The following is a 25,951-nucleotide window of genomic DNA, read 5'->3' on the forward strand; positions in this document are numbered from 1 at the left end:
TGTGGGCTCCTGTGCGTCCGCTGGGTGACTTGTCAGTCTGGGCGGGCACAATGAACGGGTGAACTTCACCTGGATTCTGCTGGTCGTCATCGCCGCCATCGCAGTGACAGGGCTGGCGAACCGCCGAAATCTTCAGGCGCCTCTGGTTCTGGTAGCTGTGGGTTCGGTCGCGTCGTTCATCCCGGGAATGCCTCGGCCCGAACTCGATCCACACGTCATTCTGGGTGTAGTACTTCCGCCGTTGCTCTATTCGGCTGCGCTGAAATTCTCGGTGGCGACGTTCAAACGCAACCTCGCGGCGATCTTGCGTCTGGGTGTCGGGATGGTCCTCGTGACGGCCTTCGTGGTCGCCTTCTTCGCCGAATGGCTGGTTCCGGAATTCACGATCGGTGCGGCACTGGTGCTCGGCGCGGTGATCGCACCCACCGACGCGGTCAGCGCCGTGGCAGTGGGACAGAAACTCGGATTGCCCAAGCGCGTCATCGCAATTCTCACCGGTGAGGGTCTGGTCAACGACGCTACTGCGTTGACGTTGTTCACCGTCGCCGTCGCCGCGGTGACAGGTACTCGGATCGCCACGGATTCGCCGTTGCTGTTCTTCGCCTACGAAGTGGTCGGCGGAGTAGCAATCGGCCTGGTTCTTGCATTCATCGTGAAATTCGTGCGCGCTCGGATGTACGATTCGCCGCTCGAAACGGGTTTGGGCCTGGTACTTCCGTTTGCCGCGTATCTAGCCGCGGAAGAACTCCATGCGTCGGGTGTTCTCGCGGTTGTGGTCGCGGGCTTGGTGATCGGGCACTATTCGACGGATGCCTCGATCATGACGAGGCTGCAGGAACGGTCCGTCTGGTCGAGCCTCGACACGCTACTCGAGATGTTCGTCTTCGCCTATATGGGCCTGCAGTTGAGCTTCGTGATCGACGATGTCGTCAACGACGGTCTTCCGGCGGTCAACGTAATCCTGTACGGGCTCGCGGTGTTGGCGGTGGTCATCGTGATCCGGCCGCTGTGGTTGTTCCTGAGCTACTCCCGGGTGCGATTCGGAATAACGTTGCGCCGTGGGCAGCGTCAGAAACAGTTGACGTGGAAACAGAACGTAGTCGTGTCCTGGGCCGGGATGCGCGGCGTGGTCACACTTGCCGCGGCCGGCGGTATTCCGTTTGCACTCTCCTCCGGTGAACCGTTTCCCGGCCGCGGTGTCATCCAGGCGATCGCCTTCATCGTTGCGGTGGGAACGCTGCTCCTGCAAGGTTCCACACTGCCGTTCCTGATCCGCAGACTGGACGTTGCCGATCCCTACGAACAGTTGCGCACGCAGGAGCAAATGGAGTTGGCGCGCACCATCTCTCGTCAAGCCGGTGAGAAAGCGCTGGCCGACGTGGTGGCCAGTCCACCGCCAGGCGTCGCCGGCGCCGAACTTCAGGCAATCATCGAACGCGTGCGACGCTCGATGCAGGCCAGACTCCAAGTGCAGGAGACGGACGAGAACAACGATCGCGATACGGCAATGTGGAATGCGGGTGCATTGTTCGACAAGTTTCGGCATCAGTCGTTGCGTACACAGCGCATGGCGTTGATTGCCGCGAGGGACGACGGCGATCTCGACGACGAGGTATTGCGTACCGTGTTGGAGAGTCTTGATCTCGAAGAGGCTGCAGCTGAGGAACGGGTACGGCGCCGCCGCGCTCGCGCGGCGGCCGGAGGGGATGGCACAGCATGAGTGCACGACTGCGGCACGTGATCTGGGGGACGCTCGCGGCGAGTGCCCTTGTGGTGAGTTCGGCCTGTGGATCTGCAGGAACCGAGGAGACAGCGGGAACGCAGACGCAGTCCACCACATCTGTCGCGCAGGCTCTGCCCGCCCCGGTGAGCGCAGCACGCGGCGTTGTCTTCGAGGACCAACCGTTTGCGACAACCGCTGCCGCCGGAGCGAGCGCCCGGAAGATTCTGTACGGCTCCACATCCGGCGTCGACGGTCGTGAAACACAGGTGTCGGGAACGGTATTCACCCCACCCGGAACTCCTCCCGAAGGTGGCTGGCCCATCGTCTCCGTCGGCCACGGCACCACGGGAATCTCGGACGATTGTGCACCGTCAACTTCGCCGACGCTCCTCGGAGCGATGGGGCTGGTGGAGCCGCTGCTGAACGCGGGTTACGTTGTTGCGGTCTCGGATTTCGAGGGGCTCGGGACTCCTGATCCGCACCCGTACCTGCAACCGGATACCGCCGCCTACAACGTGATCGACGCGGTGCGCGCGGCACGCAACATCGTGCCGGACACGTCGGACAGGTGGGCCACGTTGGGACTCTCGCAAGGTGGTCAGGCGTCGTGGGCAGCTGCGGAGAAGGCAGGCGAATACGGGGACGGGCTCGAATTTGTCGGTGCGGCAAATCTTTCGCCCGCGGCCGACATCTCGCCGATCATCACCAGTGGGGCGGATGTGAATCTGTCACTGCCCCAACAATTGTTGCTGCCGTACGTTCTCGAGGGTCTGTCGCTGTCCCATCCGGATCTCGAGCGTGACGACTACGTACACGGAGCGTTTGCGGAGAATTACGAACTGCTGTCGTCGTGCCTCACGGCCAGGGCGCCCGAGAAGTTGTCGTTGGTGGGGAAGGTGACGCCGGCCGATACGCGCCCGGCTACTGACGCCGATGCCGATCGAATTCACGGCTGGCTGAGCGACATCGCGCTGCCGCGTGGGCAAGCGAGCGGCCCGATGTATGTGGTGGTCGGGGCAAACGACAACCTGATTCTCCCCGAGTGGACCGAGGCAGCGGTGGCCCGGGCTTGTTCGGACGGCGACGTGATCGAGTTCGTGTCACGGCCCGGGGAGGGGCATGCCGACGGCCGGGCCGTTCCCGGCGCCGTTCAATGGATTCAGGATCGTTTCAGCGGCGTACCTGCGCCCACTACCTGCGGGGCCTAGATGAGTCCGACGGTCGCGATCCTGTTTGCCTGCGTGGTTGCCCTTCTCAGCGCGGCTCTGGCGGCGGTCTGGATGCGGACCAGACGCGAGGTCACCTCACCCACCGAACGAGCGGTGCACACGGCGCTGCATACGGCTTCCCTTGCCGCGCGGCCACTTCGGCGCGGACTCGACAGTGAATCGGCTGCCGAAGCGGCACCTCACTTGCGTGAATTGACCGGCGCTCGAGGTTTGGGCATCACCGACGCGGCGGGAGTTGTGCTGGCGTGGAACGGGCCGCACGAATCGATGGCCGAACAATTCCACGATGCGGCACTGCGGTCGATCGAAGGTGAGCGCCGAGTACTCGTGACCCATTCGGACCTGGTGCGGGGCAGTCACGATCACGCGGTGCGTGCCTTGATCGCCCAGCCGCTTCTCATCGAGGACAGCGGCGTTGTCGGGGTATTGGGGATCGTGACGACGGAGGACCCATGGCCCGGCATGCTCGGCGCGATCACGGAGGTCGCGCGCTACGCGTGCAGCCAAATCGAACTTGCGGATCTCGATGCGTCGCGGGCGCGTCTCGACCGAGCGGAAGTGCGGGCACTGCGCGCGCAGATCAGCCCACATTTCATCTACAACGCACTCAATACCGTGGCGTCGTTCGTTCGTACCGATCCGCCGCGGGCGCGTGAGCTGATCCTCGAGTTCGCCGATTTCACGCGCTACTCGTTCCGCTCGGCGGGTGAGTTCACCTTGCTTGCCGACGAACTGCGCAACATCGATCGCTACCTGACTCTCGAGCGGGCCAGGTTCGGTGATGCCCTGGACGTGCGACTGCAGGTGGCGCCCGAAGTGCTCAACGTGGTCCTGCCGTTCCTGGCGCTGCAACCACTGGTGGAGAATGCCGTCCGGCACGGTATCTCCGGCAAACCGGAGGGCGGCACCATCAGCATCGTGGCGGCAGACGAAGGCCCGGACTGCGTCATCAGCGTCGAGGACGACGGCGTCGGTATGGACCCGGACATGCTGCGGTTCGGTTCCCTCGACGCCATCGAATCCGGGGCCGGCCGCCCCAGCGCCCGGGAGGCCGCGCACGTGGGTCTGGCCAACGTCGACGATCGCCTGCGTGCGGCGTTCGGCAACGATTACGGCCTGGTGGTGGAGACCGCGCCGGGAGCCGGAACCAAGGTCAGCATGCGCGTGCCCAAGTTCAAGCAGGGCATTCGGGTGTGATCGGCGGCTTTGTGGGTTCGGTGCGGGTAACCGTGGGAATATGGGTGTGCTGTGAATGAGACTGACATAGGTGCCCAACTGACCGTGCTTGCCGTCGACGACGAAAAACCGGCGCTCGACGAGCTGGCTTTCCTGCTGCGCGCGCAAGAATCGGTGGCGCACGTCCACACTGCGTCGGATGCAACGACGGCGCTGCGGATCCTTCGTGACGGTGGCATCGACGGCGTTTTTCTCGACATCAACATGCCAGGACTGGACGGTTTGGAACTGGCCGGGATTCTTTCCAATTTTGCGACACCGCCGCCGGTTGTCTTTGTGACCGCACACGACGATCGGGCAGTGGCCGCCTTTGATCTCGGTGCGGTCGACTACCTTCTCAAGCCGCTGCGCGAAGAGCGGCTGGCGCAGGCGGTGAGCCGAATCGTGGGTCGCGCGGGGCGTAATCAGGCGGGCGCACAAGCCGATGCCGCACCCAGCGACGAAGTGATTCCGGTGGAACTCGGCGGCGTCACGACGCTGGTGCAGCGCTCGGCGGTGGAATGGGTCGAAGCCGACGGAGACTACGCGCGGTTGCATACGGCGGGTAAGTCGCATCTGGTGCGGATCCCGATTTCCACCCTCGAATCCCGTTGGGCCGATGCGGGTTTCCTGAGGGTTCACCGTTCGTACCTGGTGTCCCTTGCCTTGGTGACCGGAATTCGCACCGTCGGGAGTGGTTTGGTGGTGACTCTTCGCCCACACAGCGGTAAGCCGCCGGTGGAGTTGCCGGTGAGCCGTCGGCATACCCGCGAGTTGAAGGATCGGTTGGTGCGCACCCCCAAGCAGAGTTGGTTGTCGCGGTGAGTGGGCACACCGATCCGCCTGCGCGTCAGCGGGTGGTGCTGGCGCAGCGTCACGGCGCCCGCATCGTGCGTACCCGGGTAGAGGTGCAGGAACAGACCGAGGTCGGCGACGCCATGATCCGGGGTCTGGTTCGTGCTCAGTTGGGCCTGGCGATCCGGCTGGCTGTGGTCGTAGCCGGATCATTGTGCGCGATACCGCTGTCGACCATGCTTTTTCCGGCGCTGTCGGATTACTCGGTGTGGGGGATCAGGCTTCCGTGGTTGGTGATGGGCGGCGCCGTGTTGCCCTTGTTGCTGATCACCGGGTGGGTGTTCGTGCGTCGGGCTGAACGCAACGAGCAGGACTTCACCAATCTCGTGGACGACTGAGCGCGGGCGCTGTGGGTGGGCAATCGATTCCGGTGTTGACGGTGTTGGGCATCGTGGCGGCGGCAGTGGCGACGGTTGCGATCGGAATCTACGGAGTGCGGCTTTCTCGCACCACGTCCGACTTTCTGGTTGCCTCCCGCACGGTGGGGCCGCAGTGGAATGCCACGGCGATCTCAGGTGAGTACCTTTCTGCTGCGTCCTTTCTCGGTGTTGCCGGTCTGGTGGCGAAGTACGGGGCGGACGCGTTGTGGTACCCGATCGGGTTCACTGCAGGCTATCTGGCGCTACTGCTTTTCGTAGCAGCACCACTCCGTAGATCGGGCGCGTACACCGTTCCGGACTTCGCTGAATTCCGTTTGGGTTCACCGCGTTTACGTAAACTGGCAATGCTCGTGGTTGCGATGGTGTGCATTCTCTATCTGATTCCGCAGTTCCAAGGGGCCGGTCTGACCCTCAATATCCTTCTCGGCGTGCCGAGTTGGATCGGTGGGGTTGTGGTCGGGGTGATCGTCATCGCCAACGTCGTCGGTGGCGGCATGCGATCGATCACGTTCGTTCAGGCATTCCAATACTGGCTCAAACTGTCTGCGGTGGCGATTCCGGCTGTGGCACTGGCCTTCTACTTCTTTGCTGACGAACATGACGTAGGTGCTCCGGCGCCGCCGACGGTCAGCGAGCAGACCACCGTGGACATCACCACCGATGTTGTGGTGCAGGTGGCCGAACCGGTGACAGTGCAGGGAGGAACGGTGGATGGTCGCTCGGCCACGGGCAGTGTTGTCCTCGAGCCGGGCGAGCACACCCTCGGCGAGGGAATGTCGATGGTTCTGGAAGCCGGTGCAGCCGTTCCGGTGGTAGCCGGGGCGCCGGCGCACAATTCGGATTGGATCACGCCCGGTTGGGGATTCGGCGGTCCGCACCCGACGTATCAGGTGTATTCGCTGATGCTCGCGACCTTTCTCGGGACGCTCGGATTGCCGCACGTACTGGTGCGGTTCTACACCAATCCGGACGGGCGGACGGCGCGACTGACGTCGCTGGCCGTCGTTGGTCTTGTTGGCGTCTTCTACTTTTTTCCGGTCCTGCTCGGAGTGTTCGCTCGGTTGTACGTTCCGCAGTTGCTGATCACCGGAACCTCCGACGCTGCAGTGCTGCTGTTGCCAGGTTCGGTGTTCTCGGGGTGGGGCGGGCAGTTGCTGGCAGCGCTGGTGGCGTCGGGCGCGATTGCCGCGTTCCTCTCCACGTCGTCTGGTCTGCTCGTGAGCATCGCCGGTGTGATCAGCACCGACGTCCTACGAGGCCGGATACGCGATTTCCGGATCGCCGCCCTTCTGGCCGGTGCGATTCCGCTGGCCATGTCACTTGCCGTGGTGTCGGTCGATCTCTCGATCACCGTCGGGTTGGTATTTGCCGTTGCCGCGTCGACGCTCTGCCCGTTGCTCCTGCTCGGCGTCTGGTGGCGCGGATTGACCGCGGTCGGCGCCGGCGCAGGCATGGTGGTGGGCGGCTTTGTAGCCGGGACGGCAGCAACGGTCGCGATCCTCGGCGGATTGTCGGAAACGGTGTTGAGCGGGTGGCCCGCTGCGATCTTCGCGTTTCCGGCCGCCGTCAGCGTGCCGCTCGCGTTCGCCACGATGGTTGTTGTCAGTAAGGCATCGAGCAAGCAGATACCTGCGGATATAGCGCGGATCTTCACTCGTATGCATGCTCCCGAGCGTCTGGACATGGGTTCCGACCGCGAGGACGAGCTGCGTCAGCCCTGATTTCGGCGTGCCGCTGGTCGCGCTTGGACGACCGTTCAGCGCACGACTCGACAGCTCACCGTGTGAGCGCCACCACAGCCATTTCATGTGACTCCGATCTCACTAACGTCTGGACGTAGTTCACTTCACACGCGAGGCGAGGAGCCGGCAGTGTCCACAGCAGAAGTCAGTGAGGGGTCGCCGCAAGAGCGGCGGACCCCGGATGCCCAGGCATTCATAGACATGCAAGCAAGTCCCGAGTTCCAGGAACTCCGGACGCGCCTGCGCAAGTTCGTTTTCCCCATCACTGCATTCTTTCTGCTCTGGTATGCGGTGTACGTCCTTCTGGCGACCTACGCCCACGACTTCATGGCGACCAAGGTCATCGGCAACATCAACCTCGGCATCATTCTCGGCCTCGGACAGTTCGTGACGACGTTCGCGATCACTGCCTGGTACGTGAAGTTCGCCGGCCGCGAACTCGACCCGCGTTCTGCTGCTATCCGTGACGAGCTGGAAGGCCCCGTATCGTGATCACCACACTCGCCGCGTCCGGGACGGATGTGGGAAACCCCGTCTTCAACATCGCGATCTTCCTCGCGTTTGTCGTCGGCACGATGACACTCGTCATTCGCGCCAGCCGCACCACGAAGAAGGCATCCGACTTCTACACCGGTGGCGGGCAGTTCACCGGTCCGCAGAACGGTTTTGCCATCGCCGGTGACTACCTTTCGGCTGCCTCCTTCCTCGGGATCGCCGGGGCCATCGCCGTTTACGGTTACGACGGCTTCCTCTACTCCATCGGCTTCCTTGTCGCGTGGCTCGTGGCCTTGCTTCTGGTCGCCGAATTGCTGCGCAACACCGGCAGATTCACGATGGCCGACGTATTGAGCTTCCGCCTCAAGCAGCGCCCGGTGCGTATGGCCGCGGCGATCTCCACACTTGCTGTCTCGCTCTTCTACCTGTTGGCCCAGATGGCCGGTGCCGGTGGACTTGTCGCGCTGTTGCTCAACATCGAAGGTAAGACCGGTCAGGCAGTCGTGGTCGCGATCGTCGGCGTGCTGATGATCGTCTACGTCTTGGTCGGCGGTATGAAGGGCACCACCTACGTGCAGATGGTCAAGGCCGTTCTGCTGGTGGCCGGCGCCGGAATCATGTTCGTGCTCGTGCTCTTCGCGGTCCGGGGTAACTTCTCCCAGCTCCTCGCGGATGCGCAGAACGTGGTCAGTAACTCCTCCAACGAAGCTGTTGCCGGTCGCGACATTCTTGCGCCGGGCGCAAAGTACGGGCTGACCGGGATGACGCAGCTCGACTTCATTTCTCTCGGAATCGCTTTGGTGCTCGGCACTGCAGGCCTGCCGCACGTGCTGATGCGCTTCTACACCGTCCCCACCGCCAAGGAAGCTCGCCGTTCCGTCACTTGGGCGATCGCACTGATCGGCGCCTTCTACCTGTTCACGCTGGTGCTCGGCTACGGCGCAGCCAAGATGGTCGGACCCGACGTGATCCTGGCTGCTCCCGGCAAGGAGAACTCTGCGGCACCGCTGCTGGCCTTCGAGCTCGGCGGCACGATCTTCCTCGGCATCATCTCGGCCGTGGCTTTTGCCACCATCCTCGCGGTGGTCGCCGGTCTCGCGATCACGGCATCTGCGTCGTTTGCTCACGACATCTACGCCAGTGTCATCAAGCGCGGCAACGCAACCGAAGAACAGCAGGTTCGGGTTTCACGCATCACCGTTGTCGTGATCGGTGTCATCTCCATCGTTCTCGGTATCGGCGCCATGGGCCAGAACATCGCCTTCCTGGTGGCTCTCGCCTTTGCTGTTGCGGCCTCGGCGAACCTGCCGACCCTGCTGTACTCGCTCTTCTGGAAGAAGTTCAACACCACGGGTGCGCTGTTCAGCATCTACGGCGGTCTGATCAGCTGCTTGACGCTGATCGTGTTCTCCCCGGCCATCTCGGGCAAGCCGTCGTCGATGCTCCCGAACTCGGACTTCGCGTGGTTCCCGCTCTCCAACCCCGGCATCGTCTCGATCCCGCTGGCATTTGCCCTCGGCATCATCGGTACCTACATCGGGCGCAACAAGCCCGAGGATCCGGCCAAGCAGGCCGAGATGGAAGTTCGTTCCCTCACCGGCGTCGGCGTCGAGAAGGCTGTCGATCACTAGGGGCGCAGCCCCCGTGCGCCTTTCTGGTACCTCCGGTAACCAGAAAGGCGCACAGCGCTATTGTCCCACCATGGCAAAACTCACAGTGACGATCGACGTCCCCCTTCCGCCGCAGGAAGTGTGGGACAAGGCATCAGATCTCAGTGGCTACGAGAATTGGCTTGTCGTCCATGACGGTTGGCGAGGGGAACTTCCCGAACAGTTGGGGGTGGGAACCGAGATCAGCTCAGTTGTCACGGTGAAAGGCCTGCGTAATCGTGTGCGCTGGACCATCAAGAAGTACGACGTGCCCTCGGCGTTGTCGCTCAAGGGTGACGGCAAGGGCGGGGTCAAGCTGGGGCTCGAACTCGACGTCAAGGCCAAGGGCACGGGTTCGGAGTTGGCGTTGACCGTCGAACTCGGTGGCGCTCCGCTTTTCGGACCCATCGGTTCCGGCGTTGCTCGGGCACTCAAAGGGGATATCGAGCAGTCGTTGGCGCAGTTCGTTCGAATCTACGCTTGAAATTTCGCAAGTAGTTACTTTGCGGCAAACATGAGTTAGGATTCTTTTCGGCGGGATAAACCGGGCATAGGTTTGTTATGAACCTGGTGCTCCGCCGGAGAGGATTCCGCACATGTCTGGTCGTCACGGCTCGTCCGGGGTACCAACAGCGTCTATGCCGCGATCGGTGAAAGTACTGGTTGGAGTGCTGTCGGTGGTTGCCGTCGCAGGTTCCGCGGCGTTTGCCGTCACCTTCAGCAATCTGGGGGAGGATGCTCCGACGGTCACGCCTACCGCCGCGACATCGGAGTGCACACAGACCGACAATCTGGTGGTAGCAGTTGATCCGTCCATTGCCACCGGCGTCGAGGCGGTAGTGGCGACGATTGATCCGGAAAAGCTCGGTTGCGCATCGTTCACCGTGGTGTCCCAGGACTCGGCTCGAACCTACGGGGATCTTGCGCTCGGCGGTTCCGGTCCGGCGATCTGGATACCCGATTCGTCAGAATGGCTCGACAAGGCCGGGGCGGCTGGTCGTTCCGTCTCGAAGGTCAGTGAGTCGGTAGCGTCCACACCGGTGGTCACGGTGTCGAAATCCGGTGAAACTACCAGTCCGGCAAGCTGGCTCGACGTCCTGGCAGTTCCAGGACTGCATATCGGTGATCCGCTTTCCAGCGCTGTGTCCAGCGCACCCATCGTTGCCGCGTTTGCCGAAACTCAGGCGCGCGGCGGCGATACCGCGTCCATCTCGGCCGCATTGGTTCCCGTGGCACAAGCTCAACTCGGGAATGTGAAGGAAGCCGGTTCGACCATCCGCATAGAAAAGGTTGCCGCGGACAGCGGAACCGCGGTCACCACCGAACAGACGTTCATCGCGTACATGGCCGCTCATCCCGACGCTCGGTTGACCGCCGCAGTGCCGACGTCCGGCACGGTGTTCATGAATTACCCGATGGCGCTGACCGGAGAATCGACTGCACTGCCGGCCGCGCAGGTTCTCGCCGACGCACTCACGTCTGCTAGCGGCCGCACAGCCTTGTCCGGTCTGGGTTTTCGTGCAGCGGGCAACGAACCGTTGCCGAGCGGCGGCGTCGGGATTATCACGCCGTTGGTTCCGAGCGATCCGTCTGTGGTGGCCACAGCGCTGGCGCGCTACGAGATTCTGTCCCGGCCCTCCCGCGCATTGGCGGTTGTCGACGTCTCCGGCTCGATGGACTACATGGAGGGCGGCGTTACCCGAATGGCCGCTACGGCGCAGGCCGGCGACATCGCGATCCGAATGTTCCCCGCCAATGCACAATTGGGTCTGTGGGCCTTCTCGATCGACCTCGGCGACGGCACCGATTACCGCGAACTCGAGCCTGTTGCGCGCATGGATGCGCCCGAGGGCGACACCGATCATCGGACCAAACTTCTGTCTCACGTCGACGAGCTACCGTCACTTGTCGGTGGCGGAACTGGGTTGTACGACAGTGTTCTGGCGGCATTTCGTCAGATCCAGAGCACGTATGACCCGTCGTCGATCAACTCGGTCATTCTCCTGACCGACGGGGCCAACGACGATCCGTCCGGTATCTCGCGGGAGGAGTTGCTCGACACTCTTGCACGCGAGCGCGATGCCGCCCGTCCGGTACCGATCATCACCATCGGCGTCACCGGCGATGCGGATACCGAAGTATTGAAACAGATTTCAGCAGTCACCGGCGGAAACAGTCACTTCGCACCCACACCCGCCGATATCCCCAAGGTGTTTGTCGGCGCGATCAGCGGCCGTGGCAACTGATCGGATCTAGTCGAGGATCTTTGCGTCCGCAGTATCGGTGATCCATTCGGTGGCAAGAGCTTCGAGGGTTCCGTCGGCATACAGTGAGTCGACTGCGGCCGACACACACGCGGTAAGTGGACTGTTCTTCTCGAGGACGGCACCGAAGAACTCGGTGACGGCGTTCGGCCGCGGAAACTGTCCGACGATCACGGACTGTGGCAGTTCGGTCTCCGTGATGTGGAATCCGGTGGGAATGTCGACAACCAGGGCGTCGATCTCGCCGGCCGCCAATGCGGCCTTGGCTTCGTCGGTGTTGGCGTAACTGCGCGGCGGGGTTGACGGACTGATGGTCTCGGTGATGGCAAGCAGGCTGGTCGACCCGGCCTGTGCGCCAAGTCGGTACTGCGTCAGTGAATTCAGATCCGTGGCCTGTGCAGCGCCGTTGTTCTGCAAGGCAATGACCGACTGCGCCACCGCGTAGTACGGCGAGCTGAAATCGACGGACTCGCGGCGATCTCCGGAAATCGTGAACTGGTCGAGCGCGAAGTCGAAGTCTTTGCTGCCAGGCTTCAGCGCGTCGTTGAATGCGACGCTCGTGAACGTGACCTGATCGGGGTTGTAACCAAGTTTCTCGATCACAGCGCGGGCCACTGCACCCTCGAATCCTTGCCCGTTCGACGGATCGCCGTCGTGAAACCAGGGCTCGTACGACGGCGAACCGGTAGCGATGGTGAGTGTGCCGTCGTTGGTGGTCGTGCCACTGCCCGGACCGCATTCCGTCACGGCTGCAGTGGACGGAAGCTTGGTGAAGGCCTCGGGAATGCTGGTGGTGGTTTCCGGGACTGCAGCGGCGCTCTCAGGCTGAGTGGAGCATGAACCCAAGAGGATCGCGGAGGCGAAGATTGCAGTTACGGCAACGCAACGTCGTGGCATAGGCACGTTGCCATCTTGCCTGTATGTCCGGTATCGATGTGATCGGGGTCTTGTACCCGGCCAATTTTCAGGCTGCTGAGCGACGGAGAACGAGGCGTTCCGTTGGTGTCGTTCCTCCCCAGACGCCGTGTGGTTCACCGGTCTCCAGTGCAAAGTTCAGGCAGTCGTTGATCACCGGGCAGCGGAAGCACACCTGCTTGGCCGTTTGTTCGCGCGCAAGCCGATTGCGCCCGCGTTCCTCGCCGGGTGAATAGAAAACCGCTGGATCAACGGACTTGCAGGTTGCGAGCATGCGCCAGTTGTTGTCCACACACAGTTCCGACATGTGCTGCGTTGTCATCGTGGTTGTCCTTTCGGCTCGAGCCTCAGTGTGGCCGGTGAGGGTTGCGCGAGGACAGGGTTCCGATCGCAGCGATTTCTACTGCCGGATCACGGGCGCTGCAGCACAATGAAGAGATGGCGACGACTGATCGGGGCCAGATCACACTCGATGGCATAACCGTGCCCGTGACCAATCTCGGGAAGGTGCTCTATCCCGAGAGTGGAACCACCAAAGCCGAAGTCATCGACTACTACACTCGAATTTCCGCAGTCATGATTCCCCATGTCGTCGGTAGGCCGGGAACGCGGAAACGTTGGCCGAACGGGGTGGACGGTCAATCATTTTTCGAGAAGAACCTTGCATCGTCGGCGCCGGATTGGCTGACCCGCGCGTCATTACAGCATTCCGACCGAGTGGTCACGTATCCCATTTTCGATTCAGTTGCTTCGCTTGCCTGGCTCGGTCAACAAGCAGCCCTCGAATTACATGTTCCGCAATGGCGATTCGACGGTTCCGAGCGCGGGCCCGCAACCCGATTGGTGTTCGATCTCGACCCGGGGGATGGCGTCGGGCTGGCTGAATGTGCCGAAGTGGCCCGTTCCATCCGGGATCTTGTGGGGACGCTGGGCTGGACAGCGTATCCCGTTACCAGCGGAAGCAAGGGTATTCATCTCTATGTGCCGCTCGATCGGCCGCTGGACGGCAGTGGTGCGTCGACCGTCGCCAAGCAGATCGCGGTGGGACTCGAGAAGATCCATCCGGATCTGGTGACAGCGACGATGGCGCGAAATGTTCGAGCCGGCAAGATATTTGTCGACTGGAGCCAGAACAACGCGGCCAAAACCACAATCGCTCCGTACTCGATGCGTGGGCGTGCCCAGCCTTATGTTGCCGCGCCGCGCAGTTGGGACGAACTCGACGACCCGAAGTTGCGACACTTGCTGTTCGACGAGGTTCTCGAACGCGTTGATTCCGGCGGTGACTTGTTGGCTGCTCTCGACCCTCCCGTGGTGCAGCAGGATTCGTTGACACGATATCGAAACAAGCGTGCGGCAGACCGGACGCCGGAGCCGGTACCGGATTCTGTTTCCCCCGGCGCGCTCGGCAATTCCTTTGTGATTCAGGAACATCACGCGCGACGCCTGCACTACGACGTTCGGCTCGAACGTGACGGTGTGCTGGTGTCGTGGGCAGTTCCGAAAGGGGTACCCACCACCGCGGGGGAGAACCGGTTGGCTGTCCACACCGAGGACCATCCGCTCGAGTACGCCACCTTCTCCGGCACGATCCCCAAGGGAGAGTACGGCGGCGGATCGATGACGATCTGGGATTCCGGCACGTACGAGACCGAGAAGTGGCGTGACGACGAGGTGATCGTGCGCTTGGACGGGAACCGAGTGCGGGGCAGATTCGCGCTGATTCGGACCAAAGGTGACCAGTGGCTGATGCATCTGATGAAGGATCAGAAATCCAGCTTCGGAATCGAGTTTCCGAAAGGGATCGAACCGATGCTCGCGACGCCCGGATCGCTCGAGGGTCTGGATGAGGACGAGTGGGCATTCGAGGGTAAATGGGATGGGATACGGGTGATTCTCGAATTTCATTCGGGCGTACTGTCGCTCCGCAGCCGAGCCGGTAACGACAAGACCGGCGACTATCCCGCGCTGGCTGGACTTGCTTCGGTTCTCGACGGCCACGAGGTGGTTCTCGACGGTGAAGTGGTGTCGTACAACGCGGAAGGTGTCACCGATTTCGGGGCTTTGCAGCGCGGCGGCGAACCCGAGTTTCTGGCTTTCGATCTCCTGTATCTCGACGGAGTTTCCCTGCTGCGCAAGTCGTACACCGATCGTCGGACTGTGCTGAGTGCGTTGGCCGCGAAGGTCGGCGATCTCACCGTGCCACCCCAGATCGACGGAACCCCGGCGAACGCGCTGGAGGTGAGCCGCGAATCCGGCTGGGAGGGGATTGTCGCAAAGCGTCGCGCCTCGGTGTACCTGCCGGGGCGGAGGGGTTCGAGTTGGATCAAGGTCAAGAACTGGCGCACACAAGAGGTAGTGATCGGCGGGTGGCGCACGGGTCAAGGCAATCGGGCCCGGGGGATCGGCGCACTTCTCATGGGAATTCCGGGTGAAGACGGGTTGAGTTACGTCGGCCGGGTGGGGACCGGCTTCACCGACCGCGACCTGGAAACATTGCTGGCGGTACTGGAACCCTTGCAGCAGAAGGAAAGCCCGTTCGAAGATGATGTTCCGACGGAGGATCGCAAGGGAGCGGTATGGATCCGTCCCGAACTGGTCGGTGAAGTGCGGTTCATGGATTGGACCGCGAGTGGTCGCCTGCGGCACCCCAGTTGGCGGGGGATGCGGGAGGACAAGTCGCCGACGGACGTGCGGCGGGATACGTAGGGGGAAACGCTATTCGTGTCCGGGCTCGAGGTCGCGGACGTCGGTGTAGGTGACAACCGTACCGAGATCGCCAGGTGCAGAGCCTGATTCGGGATCCAGTAGGGAACCTACGTGGTCTCCGAGAGGGATGCGGTCGATAATGCGTCCGCTGAACCATGCGGAGGACTCATCGAGTATCGGGAGTTCATGGGGGCCAGGATGCCAGGCGCAACGCGCGAACTTGTCGATATCGTCGCCGGTGGATCCCCCGAACAACGTTGCCAATTCGATGTGATCCCTCGGGATGACGTGGACAGCAAGAAATTCCGTCGTCAATGCTGTGTGGAACGTGTGATTCTTGTTCGACAGTCCAACGAGAAAACGCGGAGGAGCGATACTGACCTGAGATGCAAAACCGACCAGACATCCGGACCGCTGGTTGCCCTCGCCGGTGGTGACGACAAACATCGGGTAGTCGAGTTCGCCGACCAGTGTGTCGAATGCGCTTGTGCCGTTGTCGTCAGAGTTGCCGGGTGCTCCTCGAGTCCCGTTGGGGCGTTTGCCGATCAATGACCTTCCTGATCCGTGAGGTTATGGCCTTCGAGGCGCTTGACGCGTCGTCGCTCGAGAAGGACGGCGGCTACGCCCAGCGCGAGGGACACAGCGCACACTGCGCCGGCGATCAATGCCCATCCCTGAAAACCGTAACCTAGTGCCACCAAGGTTAATCCGAGCGTGGCGAGCGCAAGCCCGATGAGAAGGTACCCGGGGTAGTTCCGTCCGTCGGCGATCCCTTCGCCTACGTGAGATCGATTGGTATGTGCGTCGTCGACGGGTAGGTCGCCGTTTGTTTCAGCCACTGTGTTCTCCGTTCTCGGAAGTCAACCCCGAAGGCATTTCGGTGTGTATATCTGTGTTGCGCTCTACCCGTTGTGCGGATCGGTCGCTGGTCCGTGTGTTGTTGCGCCGCCTTCGCCGGACCAGGGTTGGTCGCCTGACGGATCGGATTGGACGTCGCTGTCCGCATTTTCGGAACCTGAATCGGTTGTGACGGTTTCGACATCATCAGGTGAAACGTCGCCTGAGTTTTCTTGTTTGCCGGTCATCATGCCTCCTGGGTTCATCTCGACGGGAAATCGAGGGAGCGACCTACCGATCGCACCAGAAAAAGCTAATCTGCATCCGTGGAAACAGATAATATCATGTAAGCGTTCAAATTCTGAGGTTGCCGGGCCGCTTACCGGGGTGAACTGCGCAGTGAAGTCTCACCGCGGTCCCAGCAACCGGTGATGTGTTCGGCCAGCAGGTCGTCGAACGCCAAACATGAAGCGGCGCCGAACAGAATGTCGCTCCCCATGGTGGGGTCCTGCTCCGCTAGCTTGCCGGCGAGATCGCGGACTGCGATCTGTTCGTGAACGGAGTCGGCTTCTACATGCTCGTCGTAGAACAGTGTTGCCCGCGAGCTGAAACCTAGGCGACGCAGCCCGGCGCTGTAGTTCTTGCTGGGAAGCGACGACGTGGTTTCCACTGCGCACAGATGGCCGATCAACGCCCCGAGCAGCCGACGATGAAATCCGAAGAGCGAGAGCACATTGAGGCTCGCAAGGGTCACTGCCGGAACGACGTCGAGATAGTGTGCGTACCGATCCGACAGTCCGAGTTCGCGCATGGTGTTGGCAAAGAGGGTGGAGTGCATCCTCTCCAATCGCCCGCCGCCGTACTCGTCGGCTTGGACTTCCACCAGCGCGGCTTTCGGGGCTCCGGCCAGACGCGGAATTCCCAACGTGTGAACATCGGATTCTCGTAGCTGGTTGAGCGAACGGTGGATGAGTACCTCTTCGAACTGTTCGGCACTGGCGTCTGTCGCCATGAACTTGGACATGCTCGGCCCGGTCGACGGCGCGGTCATCGCCCATAATTGTGAGACGACGTCCCCGGCGTCGAGAGGTTGGGCTTCAAGATTTCGGGATGCGACGATCGAACGGACTGCTGCCTCGAACGACGACTCCAGCGCGGCCCGTCCTGCGAGAAGATCGAGGTTCCATTCCCATTCGTCAGACACTCCGGCGAGTCCCTGAAGGTGTAGTTCGTACAGCAGCGTCAGCGACAGTTGTGCGTCGTCGTCGAACACGATCGATGTACCATCGTGCTCTCCGGCCGCACTCCGAGCGGCGGCGGTGAAGGCAGCAGGGTTAGCGTCGGATCCAGACAACAGTGCAATCAGCAGTTCGCTGACCTGTCCTCGCGCGGAGGGGATCGGCATGCGAGTGCCGGTTGCCAGTGCTTGCGATGGTGTTAGATCAATCCGTGTGGAGGACATATGAACTCCGATTCCGATCCTGGGGGCGACGATTCCGCTGTCACGATCACTGTATGCCCAGACGGGCCACTACTGGTTCGAGGTCCGGCGACGCTGGTCGACGCCGACGGCAACCCGATCAGCCGTGAACGTGCAACGGTGGCGCTGTGTCGTTGCGGTGGCACAGCGATACCTCCCTTCTGCGACGGTACCCACAAAAAGAGAAAAGTTCGACGTTCCTGAGTGGCTGAACCCGGTTTTACGGCAAACGCCCGGCGGGGCGTTTACCGATCGGGAGTGATCGGCGAACGCGCCACCGGGCAGGTTAGCGGGGTGGATCAATACCAGACTTTCCGGCCGCCCACCGCGCGACCCGTAGCGCCGAGGAGCGACAAGACCGCGCCGACGACCACCAAAATGATGCCGACCGTAGTCAGAATGCTGATTGACGTGAAGTAGCCGACCAGTGCCAAGATAATGCCGAGAACAATCATGGTGAATCCTCATCTCCGATGCGTAGGAAGTTGCCGTGATTTACGGACTTCCGCTATCTGTTCACTGGCGGCGGCACCAGTGCATCCGCTCAGTTGGTGAACTTGTTCTTGATATCGCTTGCAGCATCCGAGATATCGTCACCGACCTGTTTGGTCTTGCCTGAGACCTGATCCTTGGCGCCCTCGGCGGCAAGATCGTCGTTGTCGGTCTTGTGTCCGACCTTCTCTTTTGCCTCGCCGATGAGTTCCTCGGCCTTGTGCTTTGCCTTGTCGATGAAATCAGCCATGGTTATCGTGATCCTTTCGGGTAGAGATTGATTCGAGTCGTTCTGGATCTGGGAAATTCACCGTCGGCCGGTGACGGCCTTGACCAGGAAGAGCAAGATCACCGCGCCGAGTACACACGTGAAGAAGCTGAATATCAGGCCACCACCGTTGACGTCGACACCGAACAATTTGAGAAGGAATCCGCCGATCAGACCGCCGATAATGCCGACGACGATGTTCAGCACGATTCCCATGGAGGCATCGGTTTTCATGATCTTGCTGCCGATCCAGCCGGCGAGTCCGCCGATGATGATCCAACCGATGATGCCGAGTCCGAGCACAGTGAGTCTCCTTGTGACAATTGGATTCCAAGTGACAGTGGGATTCCGAGATTGGGGATTCCACGATTGAGGTCATCTTGGACCTTTAAAAAAACTGAGGTCAGAGGGAAGTGATAGCTACAGCCCCGAGCAGTGTTCCCACTACTATCGATCCGGCCAACAGTCGTTGCTGCAGTTGGAATATCCGAAGTTCGCGTTTGGTCACGGTTCAGGCTTTACGGGCCTTGTCGGCGGCGTCGAGTTCCGTCGAACTTCCCTCGTGCACAAGGTTTCCGCCTGAGTTCTCCAGATGAGCCCGGACGAACCATTGGAACTTTTCCAGCTGCGCTGTCTGACCGATCAACATGTCTTCGGTGATGGGATCGATCTTTCCGACCGAGTCGATCGCGGCCCGGGAATCGGTGATGACGCCGGTGTACACGAGGTCCAACGCGGCGAGGTGTGCGCGAGCGTCGTCACGTCCGACTGAATAGTCGTCCCACGAGCGGTCGGCTTCGATAGCGCCGGCGGTTCCCTTCGGGGAGTTCCCGAGTGCGGCGATGCGTTCGGCAACGTCGTCCGCGTAACCACGGACCAAATCGACTTGGGGATCGATCATTTCGTGTACGCCGATGAAATTAGGGCCTACGACATTCCAGTGAATGTGCTTGAGGGTCAGGTGTAGATCGTTGTACGCGCTCAGGCGTTCCTGCAGAACTGCGGCTACGCGCGCGCCGTCGTCGGTGCTCAGTCCCGGGATCGTGAATGTAGACATGTATCTTCCTCTCGTCAGAGTGCCGAGCTGTGTGCTGCTGCGGCACAAATACTTTCGGATCGTGTCTGTCGATTCAGTTGATGCTTCCGGCCAGGTCCTCGGTTATCGGATCCCCGAACATCATGGCGATTCGAAGTTTGAGTTCCGGCGTGGCCAAGGTCGAGCTACCGGAGTTGATCTCGCCGCTCGGTGCGGACGGGATGTCGATCGTCGTCATCTTGCTCCTGCGGTCTAGGGGTGTAAGTAGTGAGAATCGGGCGATCCGCTTCTCGTCAGCGCCGTGTTCTGCGCCTCCCAACACCCAAATCTGTCTGCAATTTGATACGCATGTTCTCGTCAGGACGTACTAAAATCTATACCAGCCGACGCAGATAATTAGCAACCCCAGAACGAGCGGATCGACTCCAGTCTGAATCAGTCAGGTGATCAAATGGCCGCCCTGTACAGGCGAAATGCCGAAAGTCCTGAATTTGAAAAAATCTTCGGCCCCGATCGCCGATATGAAATCTATGCTCCCGCGAACAGATTCGTTGCCTGGAAGTGCTAAAGTCGTGGAATCGCCGATTGGGTCGAGGAGGCTTGCAGTGACATTAGAGCCACACACGCGCTCACGGCGTGGCGTTTACGGCATCTCGGTGATGTCGGAGTTATCCGGAGTCGGGCCACAGACGTTGAGACTGTACGAGCGACGAGGACTCCTGACGCCTACGCGCACCGGTGGTGGAACTCGCCGGTACAGCGAATCAGATCTGGAGACGTTGCGTCGCATCACCGCGTTGATCGACGACGGAGTCAATTTGGTCGGAGTTCGATTGATTCTCTCGCTCGAGGCCGAAAATTCAACTCTTGCGGCGAGGATCGCTCAGTTGAGTGAATCTGCTGACGGTCAGGCCTGATCGCCGCGTGAGTCGGCGTCGGTCGCTTCAGTGCGGTTGTTATCGACGTCAGTCGCTTCAGTGCGGCTGATATCCCCGAAGTCTGCATCGGCGACGATCTTGTTTCCGCCGGCTTCGAGGGACGCGAGGGCGGAATCGAAGGCGTCGATGAGCCACTGGTTTGTTGCTTCGGTGAGCAATTCATCCGGCGCGCCGTCGATATCGGCCTGGAAGAAGCGAACCAACCAGGTTCCACTGATACCGGGTTCGTTCGACAAACCGTGAGGAGTGTTTGTGGCAACGACGTAGCGGTTGTACTCGAGATCTACCCGAATGGCGTACGCGTCGTCCAGATGCACGATGTTCGCCGGTCGCTGCGTGGCTGCTGCCAGCGCGATCAGCGCATCGTTGTAAATTTCCGCGTACTTCACAGTGAGTGGAATGGTCGGCCTATCTGTTCGACGTAGCCCATGCAGCACAGCACGGCAAGGATAAAGACGGTTCAACGCCCATACCAGGCACGGAACTGAAATTCATCCTATCCCAGACACCTGTCGGCAGATTCCGGAGGTATCGGGCGCGCCCAACGACCGGCCGGCAGCTGTTCAGGGGCACAGCGCGTGAGAGAGCATGGCCACTATGTCCGGTTGTTCCTTCGGCGTCGAGGTCAGCGTCACGGTGTATGCGCCATCTTCCGTTGCACCGGACAGTGTGTAGTAGCCGTAGATTCCACCGCTTTGTCCGATGTAGGTAACCCCGCAGGGCAGTTCGGTGGATCCGACTCCCAAGCCGTAGCCCAGGCCTTCGGCTTCGGTGGCACCGGCGTGTGGGGTGGTCATCTCGGTGAGTTCGTTCTCCGGCACGATTCTGCCGCTCAACAAGGCCCGCCAGAAGGTGTTGAGATCCTTGCCGGTAGACACCAGGGCACCTGCTGACCAGGGGATGGACGGTTCGATCCGGGAGACATCGGTGCGCCCGCCGGGTAGATCGGCATATCCGGTCATGTGCTCACCTCGGATGTCTCGTTCACCCGGTGGTGGGAGATAGGTGTCCTCGAGTTCCAGTGGTTCCAGAATCCGAGTGCGCAGCTCGTCCGCGTAGCTTCGGCCGGTCACAGCTTCTACGAGCATCCCGAGAACTATGTAGTTGGTGTTGGTGTAGCGAAAAGCTGATCCGGGCTCGAACTGCGCGGGCTTGCTCAAAGCGATGGCCACAGCGTCGGCTGGCGTGAGCGTGCGATTTTCGTTCGCAGCCACCCATTCGTCGGCGTTGGGTTCGCCGGCGAACTCGGCTAACCCGCTGCGATGTTGCAGTAGGTGCCGGACGGTGATGGTGTCACCCGGCACAAGTCCTGGGAGGTAGCGCTGGACCGGTGCATCGAGGCCGACCTTGTCCTGCGCAACCAGTTGCAGCACGAGTGCTGCGGTGAATGTTTTTGTCACGCCGGCGATCCGGACTCGGTAGCGAGGGCCGATCGAATCGCCATTCGTCTGGTGAGGCACACCGCTGGTCAGAACCGTAGTGGTCGAGTTGTCGTCGAGCGTGGCAATCGAGCCGACTGCGCCCGATTTCGTGAGCGAATCCAGATCCGATTGAACCTCGACGGTCCGTTGGAGCGTCGCGCATCCGACAAGTGCCATCGAGGTCGCAACTACGGCAATGGTGGCCAAGACGTGTGAGCGCATGAGTCGAATCTAAGGATCTTTCGGCTCGCGGGAATCCAGGAAATCCCGGATCTTTCCCCTGATCTTTCTCGGGCGCCAAGGACTGGGCTGTCTGGGACTGGGCGGGGACAAAGGGCCTCATTCTGCATAGGGTTGCCGATTCTTGTCCGAATTGCCCGAGATGATCGTTAGCATCCGAAGGCCACATGCTCATTTCAGATCCGACCAGTTCAACGCTATTTCGGTGCGATGGCCGCACCGCAGTACCTCAACGAAGGACGGTTGCATGAGGAAGTCGACACTGCGCAGGGGAACGGTTGCAGCCCTGCTGACCGGAAGCGTTCTGGTCCTGACTGCAGCGCCCGCTCTCGCGGAACCGGGAAGCGCCGGTAGTACCGGCAGTACCGGGTCACTGGGCAGTATGGGCAGTATCAGCAGCGGATCTGCGGCCCTTCCGATCCCCAGTCCCGCAGGTTTGATCGCTTTGGCGGCGGCCACCACCCAAACCGGAAAGCCATACCAATGGGGTGGCGTCGGACCGAACTCGTGGGATTGCTCCGGGCTGGTGCAATGGGCGTTCCGGCAGGCCGGCGTGAATCTACCGCGGACCAGCCAAGAGCAAGCCCGTGTGGGACAAGCGGTTCCGCGGTGGGCACTAGTTCCCGGCGACGTCATCACGTTCTATCCCGGCGCAACGCACGTCGGAATCTACGCGGGCTTCGGAATGGTCTTCAACGCGTACGGCGTCGGAGTTCCCACGGGTCTGACCCCCTTGGCTGATCTCCCGATCAACAACATTCGACGGTTCTAATCTGCACAAAACCTTCACAAGTCCTCCCAGGTTCATCCACGTCGGGCTAATACAGTCAGTTCCATGAGTCAGCGAAAAGTGCTCGTGGTCGACGACGAAGTCAGCATCTGCGAATCGATTGCCGCGCGTCTGCGCGCCGAGGGATTCGACGTGGAGATGGCATTCGACGGACCCAGTGCTGTCGCGCGGTGCGCCGAGATCAATCCGGACCTGGTGGTTCTCGACGTGATGATGCCTGGATTCGACGGCCTCGAAGTGTGTCGTCGAATCCAGGCCGTACGAGCTGTGCCCGTGCTGATGCTCACGGCGCGCGCCGACGAAACCGACATGGTGATCGGTTTGGGTGTCGGTGCTGATGACTACCTCAGCAAGCCGTTCAGCATGCGGGTGCTGGTTGCGCGGGTACAGGCGCTGCTCCGGCGTGCTGGTCGTCCCTCGCAGCCGCTATCCGATCTCTTGGAGTTCGGTGACGTCGTGATCGACCTGACCGAGCGTCGGGTGCGCCGCGACGCGCAAGAAATACACCTGACGCGGACCGAATTCGATCTGATCGTGTATCTGGCAGAGCGACCAAGAGCCGCGATTCCCCGCGAGTCGCTGCTCGAGGAGATCTGGGGATGGGGCGAGGGGGCGGGGAGTCGCACCGTCGACTCTCACGTCAAGGCGCTACGACGCAAACTGGGGTCCTCGGTGATCCGAACCGTTCATGGCGTCGGCTACGCGTGGGACGTGCCGCGATGAGCGTCGTCGACCGGCTATTTGCGCGGTGGCCACGACCGCTCGACCCGATGCGGTCCTTCAAGGTGAAGGTCGGGTTGTTGGTTGTCGCCGCATTGTTGTTCGCTTCCGGTGGTTTCTGGCTGACATCGCAACAACCGTTTCGATTCGCGCTGTTGACGGCATTGTTTGTTGCCCTGGGTGTTACGCAGGTGCTCGCACACGGAATGACGTCACCACTTCGCGAGATGACGGCAGCGGCCAAGGCTATGGCGCGTGGCGACTATTCCCGTCGAGTGCGGGCGACATCGCGCGACGAAGTGGGCGAACTTGCAACGGCATTCAATCGAATGGCCGAGGATTTGGGTGCCGACGACAGGTATCGCCGCGAGCTGATCGGCAACGTGTCGCATGAGTTACGCACGCCGATCACCGCTTTGCAGGCGATGCTCGAGAACATTGTCGACGGTGTGCAGGATCCGAATCCGGAGACGATGCGTTCGGCTCTCGCTCAAACAGAACGTCTCGGTGCTCTGGTGGACGATCTGCTTGATCTCTCGAAACTCGAGGGTGGTGCAATGCCGTTGAATCCCAAGATGTTCGAGATGAAGCCGTTCCTGGACGAATTGATGTCGCAGCGTAGGGGAGGCGTCGTCATCGATGTGAGCCCTGCTTCGCTGAGCATCTCGGCCGATCCGGATCGCCTGCATCAGGTCGTGACCAACCTGCTGGACAACGCAGTTCGCCACGGCGGCAACGACGTACACGCAGTGATTCGCGTGCGCAGAGATACTGCGCACGCCGTCGTGATCGATGTCCATGACGACGGCCCGGGGATCGAGCCGGCTGCACGCTCCGAGGTCTTCGACCGATTCATCCGAGGGGGTTCCACGGACGGTGGCACCGGCCTTGGGCTTGCCATCGCGAAGTGGGCCGTCGAATTACATGGCGGCACCATTGCCGTTGTTGATGCGCACGCTGGGTGCTGTATTCGAGTGGTACTGCCGCAGAACTGAATTAACCGATTATCGACGGCGCGCCCCAAACGGGGTCCGCGCCTGATTTGCCGATCCTGAAAGTAGGTCTGATAATGACTGCTCCGGTTGCTGTTGCACCAAAACCCAGTGCGCCTGCCCCACTGGTGCCACGCGTATGGCGTCGAGATCGGACGTCCATTCCTACGCGTCCGATGCTGATCGGATCGGCAGTGGTGGGTGTTCTTGCCGCCCTGATCCTCGATGTCGACACCATCGGGGTTGCCTACGCGATCGTGTTTGTCGGTGTCACGGTAGTTGTCGGGCTCCTCACGCCGCCACGGTTGACTCCGATTCAATGGGGAGCCTGCGCCGGCGCACTTGCGCTGTTCGGTGTGGCTGCGGTCCGCGGTGCGGGATGGCTTGTCTTTGTGTGCCTGGTGGCAGCGTGGGTTGTGTTCACCTGGGCGTTGATCGGTGGCCGGACGTGGACAGGCATCGCGCTGGGAACGATCATGCCGTGGCGCGCTCCACTACGGGTGATGCGCTTTGCCCGGCGGAGAAACGCGAGACCCGGCGCAGCGCTGCGAGTGCCGGCCGTTCGTGTGGTGGCCGTAGGTGCCGTCAGCGTCGCAATGCTCCTGATCTTCGGATCTCTTTTTGCCAGTGCGGATCCGGAATTCGCGAAGTTCTTCGACGGCGCCGCTCCCTCGATTCGAGTCGATGAAACAATCGCTCACCTGTTGATCGGGGTATTGGTGGCTTTCGGGACGCTCACGGCTGTGTATCTACGGCGCCGAACGCCTGACGTCGACGCGCTTGCTCCCATGCCGGCGTCGCCTCTGCCATTGTGGGAGTGGGTGGTGCCGCTCGCGATGCTGAACGTGCTGTTCTTGGGATTTGTTGCGGTGCAACTCAAGACGCTGTTCGGCGGCGACAAACACGTCCAGGTCACCGACGGTCTGACGTATGCAGACTATGCGCGTCAAGGATTCTGGCAGCTGATGATGGTGACGGTGCTGACGTTGTTGGTGATCGCGGTTGCGGTTCGGCGTGTAGATCGCGATGATCGCCGATCGAGGGCACTGGCCCGGGGGCTGCTTGGCGCGCTGTGCACGTTCAGCCTTGTCATTGTGGCGTCGGCCGTTCATCGAATGTGGTTGTACGAGAACCAGTACGGATTCACGAGGCTGCGAGTGAGCGTCTTTGCCGTCGAACTGCTGCTCGGGCTGGTCTTTGTCTTGCTGATCATCGCGGGAGTGCGGATGTCGGGCGCGTGGCTGCCGACGGCTGTACTCGCCATGGCCACTGTGGGCTTGCTGGGCTTTGCGTTCTTCAACCCTGATGCGTACATCGCGGAGAAGAACGTCGAGCGCTTCGAGCAGGGGAAGAGCATCGACGTGAACTATCTGAGCACGCTTTCGGTCGATGCCGTTCCTGCACTTGATCGACTGCCGGAGCCGCAGCGCAGTGATTCGCTGTGGTACCTGAAACAGGAACTGCGCGGATCCGAAGATTCGTGGTGGGAGTTCAACAGTGCGCGCAAGCAGGCCAGGGAGATCCTGTTCGGATAGCCGCGCGCCGATTGTGCAGCCGCAGA

The 25,951-nt window shown here is 61.4% G+C and carries 30 protein-coding genes; 17 read left to right on the top strand and 13 right to left on the bottom strand.

From position 1 onward, the window contains the following. The first annotated feature begins 58 nt into the window (after positions 1-58). The 10 genes from CJ178_RS26980 (at position 59) to CJ178_RS27025 (ending at position 11,534) form a co-directional block, all read left to right on the top strand. Positions 59-1,720, top strand: a complete 1,662-nt coding sequence (locus tag CJ178_RS26980; RefSeq protein WP_033234150.1) for a Na+/H+ antiporter — start codon at positions 59-61, stop codon at positions 1,718-1,720. Then, on the top strand, positions 1,717-2,931 hold the full coding sequence (locus CJ178_RS26985; protein WP_095888404.1) for a lipase family protein: 1,215 nt from the start codon (positions 1,717-1,719) through the stop codon (positions 2,929-2,931). The genes CJ178_RS26980 and CJ178_RS26985 overlap by 4 nt, the downstream gene beginning before the upstream one ends. Continuing rightward, on the top strand, positions 2,932-4,149 hold the full coding sequence (locus CJ178_RS26990; RefSeq protein WP_095888405.1) for a sensor histidine kinase: 1,218 nt from the start codon (positions 2,932-2,934) through the stop codon (positions 4,147-4,149). It abuts the gene before it with no gap. Between the two features lie 51 nt (positions 4,150-4,200). Further along, positions 4,201-4,992: a LytR/AlgR family response regulator transcription factor gene (locus tag CJ178_RS26995; RefSeq protein WP_092806687.1), complete on the top strand. Its 792-nt coding sequence runs from the start codon at positions 4,201-4,203 to the stop codon at positions 4,990-4,992. Next, positions 4,989-5,360, top strand: a complete 372-nt coding sequence (locus CJ178_RS27000) for a hypothetical protein (protein WP_033234377.1) — start codon at positions 4,989-4,991, stop codon at positions 5,358-5,360. The genes CJ178_RS26995 and CJ178_RS27000 overlap by 4 nt, the downstream gene beginning before the upstream one ends. Before the next feature lie 11 nt (positions 5,361-5,371). Continuing rightward, a complete protein-coding gene (locus CJ178_RS27005; protein ID WP_033234154.1) occupies positions 5,372-7,123 on the top strand; it encodes a sodium/solute symporter in 1,752 nt (583 codons plus the stop codon). A 150-nt stretch (positions 7,124-7,273) separates the two neighbouring features. Then, complete coding sequence (locus CJ178_RS27010; protein ID WP_033234155.1) at positions 7,274-7,636, top strand: DUF485 domain-containing protein; 363 nt, start codon at positions 7,274-7,276, stop codon at positions 7,634-7,636. After that, positions 7,633-9,270 (top strand): solute symporter family protein, encoded by a 1,638-nt coding sequence (locus CJ178_RS27015; protein WP_033234156.1) that lies wholly within the window; start codon positions 7,633-7,635, stop codon positions 9,268-9,270. Before CJ178_RS27010 ends, CJ178_RS27015 begins: the two co-directional genes overlap by 4 nt. 70 nt (positions 9,271-9,340) lie before the next feature. After that, entirely contained in the window at positions 9,341-9,772 is a 432-nt protein-coding gene (locus CJ178_RS27020; RefSeq protein ID WP_095888406.1) for a type II toxin-antitoxin system Rv0910 family toxin, read from the top strand. Between the two features lie 166 nt (positions 9,773-9,938). Then, positions 9,939-11,534 carry a substrate-binding domain-containing protein gene (locus CJ178_RS27025; RefSeq protein ID WP_233364321.1) on the top strand — a complete coding sequence of 532 codons (1,596 nt, stop codon included), beginning with the start codon at positions 9,939-9,941 and terminating at the stop codon, positions 11,532-11,534. A 6-nt stretch (positions 11,535-11,540) separates the two neighbouring features. On the opposite strand, the gene CJ178_RS27030 is transcribed toward CJ178_RS27025, so the two are convergent. Together CJ178_RS27030 and CJ178_RS27035 are read right to left on the bottom strand one after the other, a co-directional pair. After that, positions 11,541-12,449, bottom strand: coding sequence for an ABC transporter substrate-binding protein (locus tag CJ178_RS27030; RefSeq protein ID WP_095888408.1), 909 nt, complete (start codon positions 12,447-12,449; stop codon positions 11,541-11,543). A 67-nt stretch (positions 12,450-12,516) separates the two neighbouring features. Then, a complete protein-coding gene (locus CJ178_RS27035) occupies positions 12,517-12,789 on the bottom strand; it encodes a WhiB family transcriptional regulator (protein WP_051730469.1) in 273 nt (90 codons plus the stop codon). A 116-nt stretch (positions 12,790-12,905) separates the two neighbouring features. Here CJ178_RS27035 and CJ178_RS27040 point away from each other — a divergent pair, with 116 nt between their 5' ends. Then, positions 12,906-15,176, top strand: coding sequence for an ATP-dependent DNA ligase (locus tag CJ178_RS27040; protein WP_095888706.1), 2,271 nt, complete (start codon positions 12,906-12,908; stop codon positions 15,174-15,176). Between the two features lie 9 nt (positions 15,177-15,185). Here the strand turns inward: CJ178_RS27040 and CJ178_RS27045 are convergent, their stop codons facing one another. The 4 genes from CJ178_RS27045 to CJ178_RS27060 form a co-directional block, all read right to left on the bottom strand. Beyond that, positions 15,186-15,647 carry a flavin reductase family protein gene (locus CJ178_RS27045; RefSeq protein ID WP_373557494.1) on the bottom strand — a complete coding sequence of 154 codons (462 nt, stop codon included), beginning with the start codon at positions 15,645-15,647 and terminating at the stop codon, positions 15,186-15,188. A gap of 74 nt (positions 15,648-15,721) precedes the next feature. Continuing rightward, positions 15,722-16,015 (bottom strand): hypothetical protein, encoded by a 294-nt coding sequence (locus tag CJ178_RS27050; protein ID WP_095888409.1) that lies wholly within the window; start codon positions 16,013-16,015, stop codon positions 15,722-15,724. Between the two features lie 63 nt (positions 16,016-16,078). Next, positions 16,079-16,261: a hypothetical protein gene (locus CJ178_RS27055; protein WP_033234380.1), complete on the bottom strand. Its 183-nt coding sequence runs from the start codon at positions 16,259-16,261 to the stop codon at positions 16,079-16,081. A gap of 131 nt (positions 16,262-16,392) precedes the next feature. After that, positions 16,393-17,475: an iron-containing redox enzyme family protein gene (locus CJ178_RS27060; RefSeq protein ID WP_095888410.1), complete on the bottom strand. Its 1,083-nt coding sequence runs from the start codon at positions 17,473-17,475 to the stop codon at positions 16,393-16,395. Here CJ178_RS27060 and CJ178_RS27065 point away from each other — a divergent pair, their 5' ends adjacent. Then, positions 17,476-17,697 (top strand): CDGSH iron-sulfur domain-containing protein, encoded by a 222-nt coding sequence (locus tag CJ178_RS27065; RefSeq protein ID WP_033234163.1) that lies wholly within the window; start codon positions 17,476-17,478, stop codon positions 17,695-17,697. A 95-nt stretch (positions 17,698-17,792) separates the two neighbouring features. Here CJ178_RS27065 and CJ178_RS32905 read toward each other — a convergent pair whose 3' ends face one another. The 5 genes from CJ178_RS32905 to CJ178_RS32910 form a co-directional block, all read right to left on the bottom strand. Beyond that, positions 17,793-17,948 carry a DUF6131 family protein gene (locus tag CJ178_RS32905; RefSeq protein ID WP_092806704.1) on the bottom strand — a complete coding sequence of 52 codons (156 nt, stop codon included), beginning with the start codon at positions 17,946-17,948 and terminating at the stop codon, positions 17,793-17,795. Between the two features lie 89 nt (positions 17,949-18,037). Next, positions 18,038-18,235 (bottom strand): CsbD family protein, encoded by a 198-nt coding sequence (locus tag CJ178_RS27075; RefSeq protein WP_033234164.1) that lies wholly within the window; start codon positions 18,233-18,235, stop codon positions 18,038-18,040. A 57-nt stretch (positions 18,236-18,292) separates the two neighbouring features. Continuing rightward, a complete protein-coding gene (locus CJ178_RS27080) occupies positions 18,293-18,556 on the bottom strand; it encodes a GlsB/YeaQ/YmgE family stress response membrane protein (RefSeq protein ID WP_045069132.1) in 264 nt (87 codons plus the stop codon). A 208-nt stretch (positions 18,557-18,764) separates the two neighbouring features. Continuing rightward, the gene (locus CJ178_RS27085) at positions 18,765-19,310 is read right to left on the bottom strand and encodes a Dps family protein (RefSeq protein WP_033234166.1); all 546 of its coding nucleotides are present in this window, start codon (positions 19,308-19,310) and stop codon (positions 18,765-18,767) included. A 73-nt stretch (positions 19,311-19,383) separates the two neighbouring features. Further along, entirely contained in the window at positions 19,384-19,527 is a 144-nt protein-coding gene (locus CJ178_RS32910) for a hypothetical protein (RefSeq protein WP_165826319.1), read from the bottom strand. A 367-nt stretch (positions 19,528-19,894) separates the two neighbouring features. On the opposite strand from CJ178_RS32910, the gene CJ178_RS27090 reads away from it, so the two are divergent. Beyond that, positions 19,895-20,206, top strand: coding sequence for a MerR family transcriptional regulator (locus CJ178_RS27090; protein ID WP_033234167.1), 312 nt, complete (start codon positions 19,895-19,897; stop codon positions 20,204-20,206). On the opposite strand, the gene CJ178_RS27095 is transcribed toward CJ178_RS27090, so the two are convergent. After that, positions 20,197-20,616, bottom strand: coding sequence for a hypothetical protein (locus CJ178_RS27095; protein ID WP_230590124.1), 420 nt, complete (start codon positions 20,614-20,616; stop codon positions 20,197-20,199). The two genes, CJ178_RS27090 and CJ178_RS27095, sit on opposite strands and share 10 nt — an antisense overlap. Before the next feature lie 174 nt (positions 20,617-20,790). Further along, a complete protein-coding gene (locus CJ178_RS27100; RefSeq protein ID WP_095888411.1) occupies positions 20,791-21,870 on the bottom strand; it encodes a serine hydrolase domain-containing protein in 1,080 nt (359 codons plus the stop codon). Between the two features lie 265 nt (positions 21,871-22,135). Here CJ178_RS27100 and CJ178_RS27105 point away from each other — a divergent pair, with 265 nt between their 5' ends. The 4 genes from CJ178_RS27105 (at position 22,136) to CJ178_RS27120 (ending at position 25,925) form a co-directional block, all read left to right on the top strand. Continuing rightward, entirely contained in the window at positions 22,136-22,660 is a 525-nt protein-coding gene (locus CJ178_RS27105) for an NlpC/P60 family protein (protein WP_052683592.1), read from the top strand. A gap of 63 nt (positions 22,661-22,723) precedes the next feature. After that, positions 22,724-23,401 carry a response regulator transcription factor gene (locus CJ178_RS27110; RefSeq protein ID WP_033234170.1) on the top strand — a complete coding sequence of 226 codons (678 nt, stop codon included), beginning with the start codon at positions 22,724-22,726 and terminating at the stop codon, positions 23,399-23,401. Then, positions 23,398-24,393: a HAMP domain-containing sensor histidine kinase gene (locus CJ178_RS27115; protein ID WP_033234382.1), complete on the top strand. Its 996-nt coding sequence runs from the start codon at positions 23,398-23,400 to the stop codon at positions 24,391-24,393. Before CJ178_RS27110 ends, CJ178_RS27115 begins: the two co-directional genes overlap by 4 nt. A gap of 74 nt (positions 24,394-24,467) precedes the next feature. Beyond that, the gene (locus tag CJ178_RS27120) at positions 24,468-25,925 is read left to right on the top strand and encodes a DUF4153 domain-containing protein (RefSeq protein WP_095888412.1); all 1,458 of its coding nucleotides are present in this window, start codon (positions 24,468-24,470) and stop codon (positions 25,923-25,925) included. Positions 25,926-25,951 lie beyond the last annotated feature (26 nt).

The sequence above is a fragment of the Rhodococcus sp. ACPA4 genome, from assembly GCF_002300185.1.
GTDB lineage: Bacteria > Actinomycetota > Actinomycetes > Mycobacteriales > Mycobacteriaceae > Rhodococcus_F > Rhodococcus_F globerula.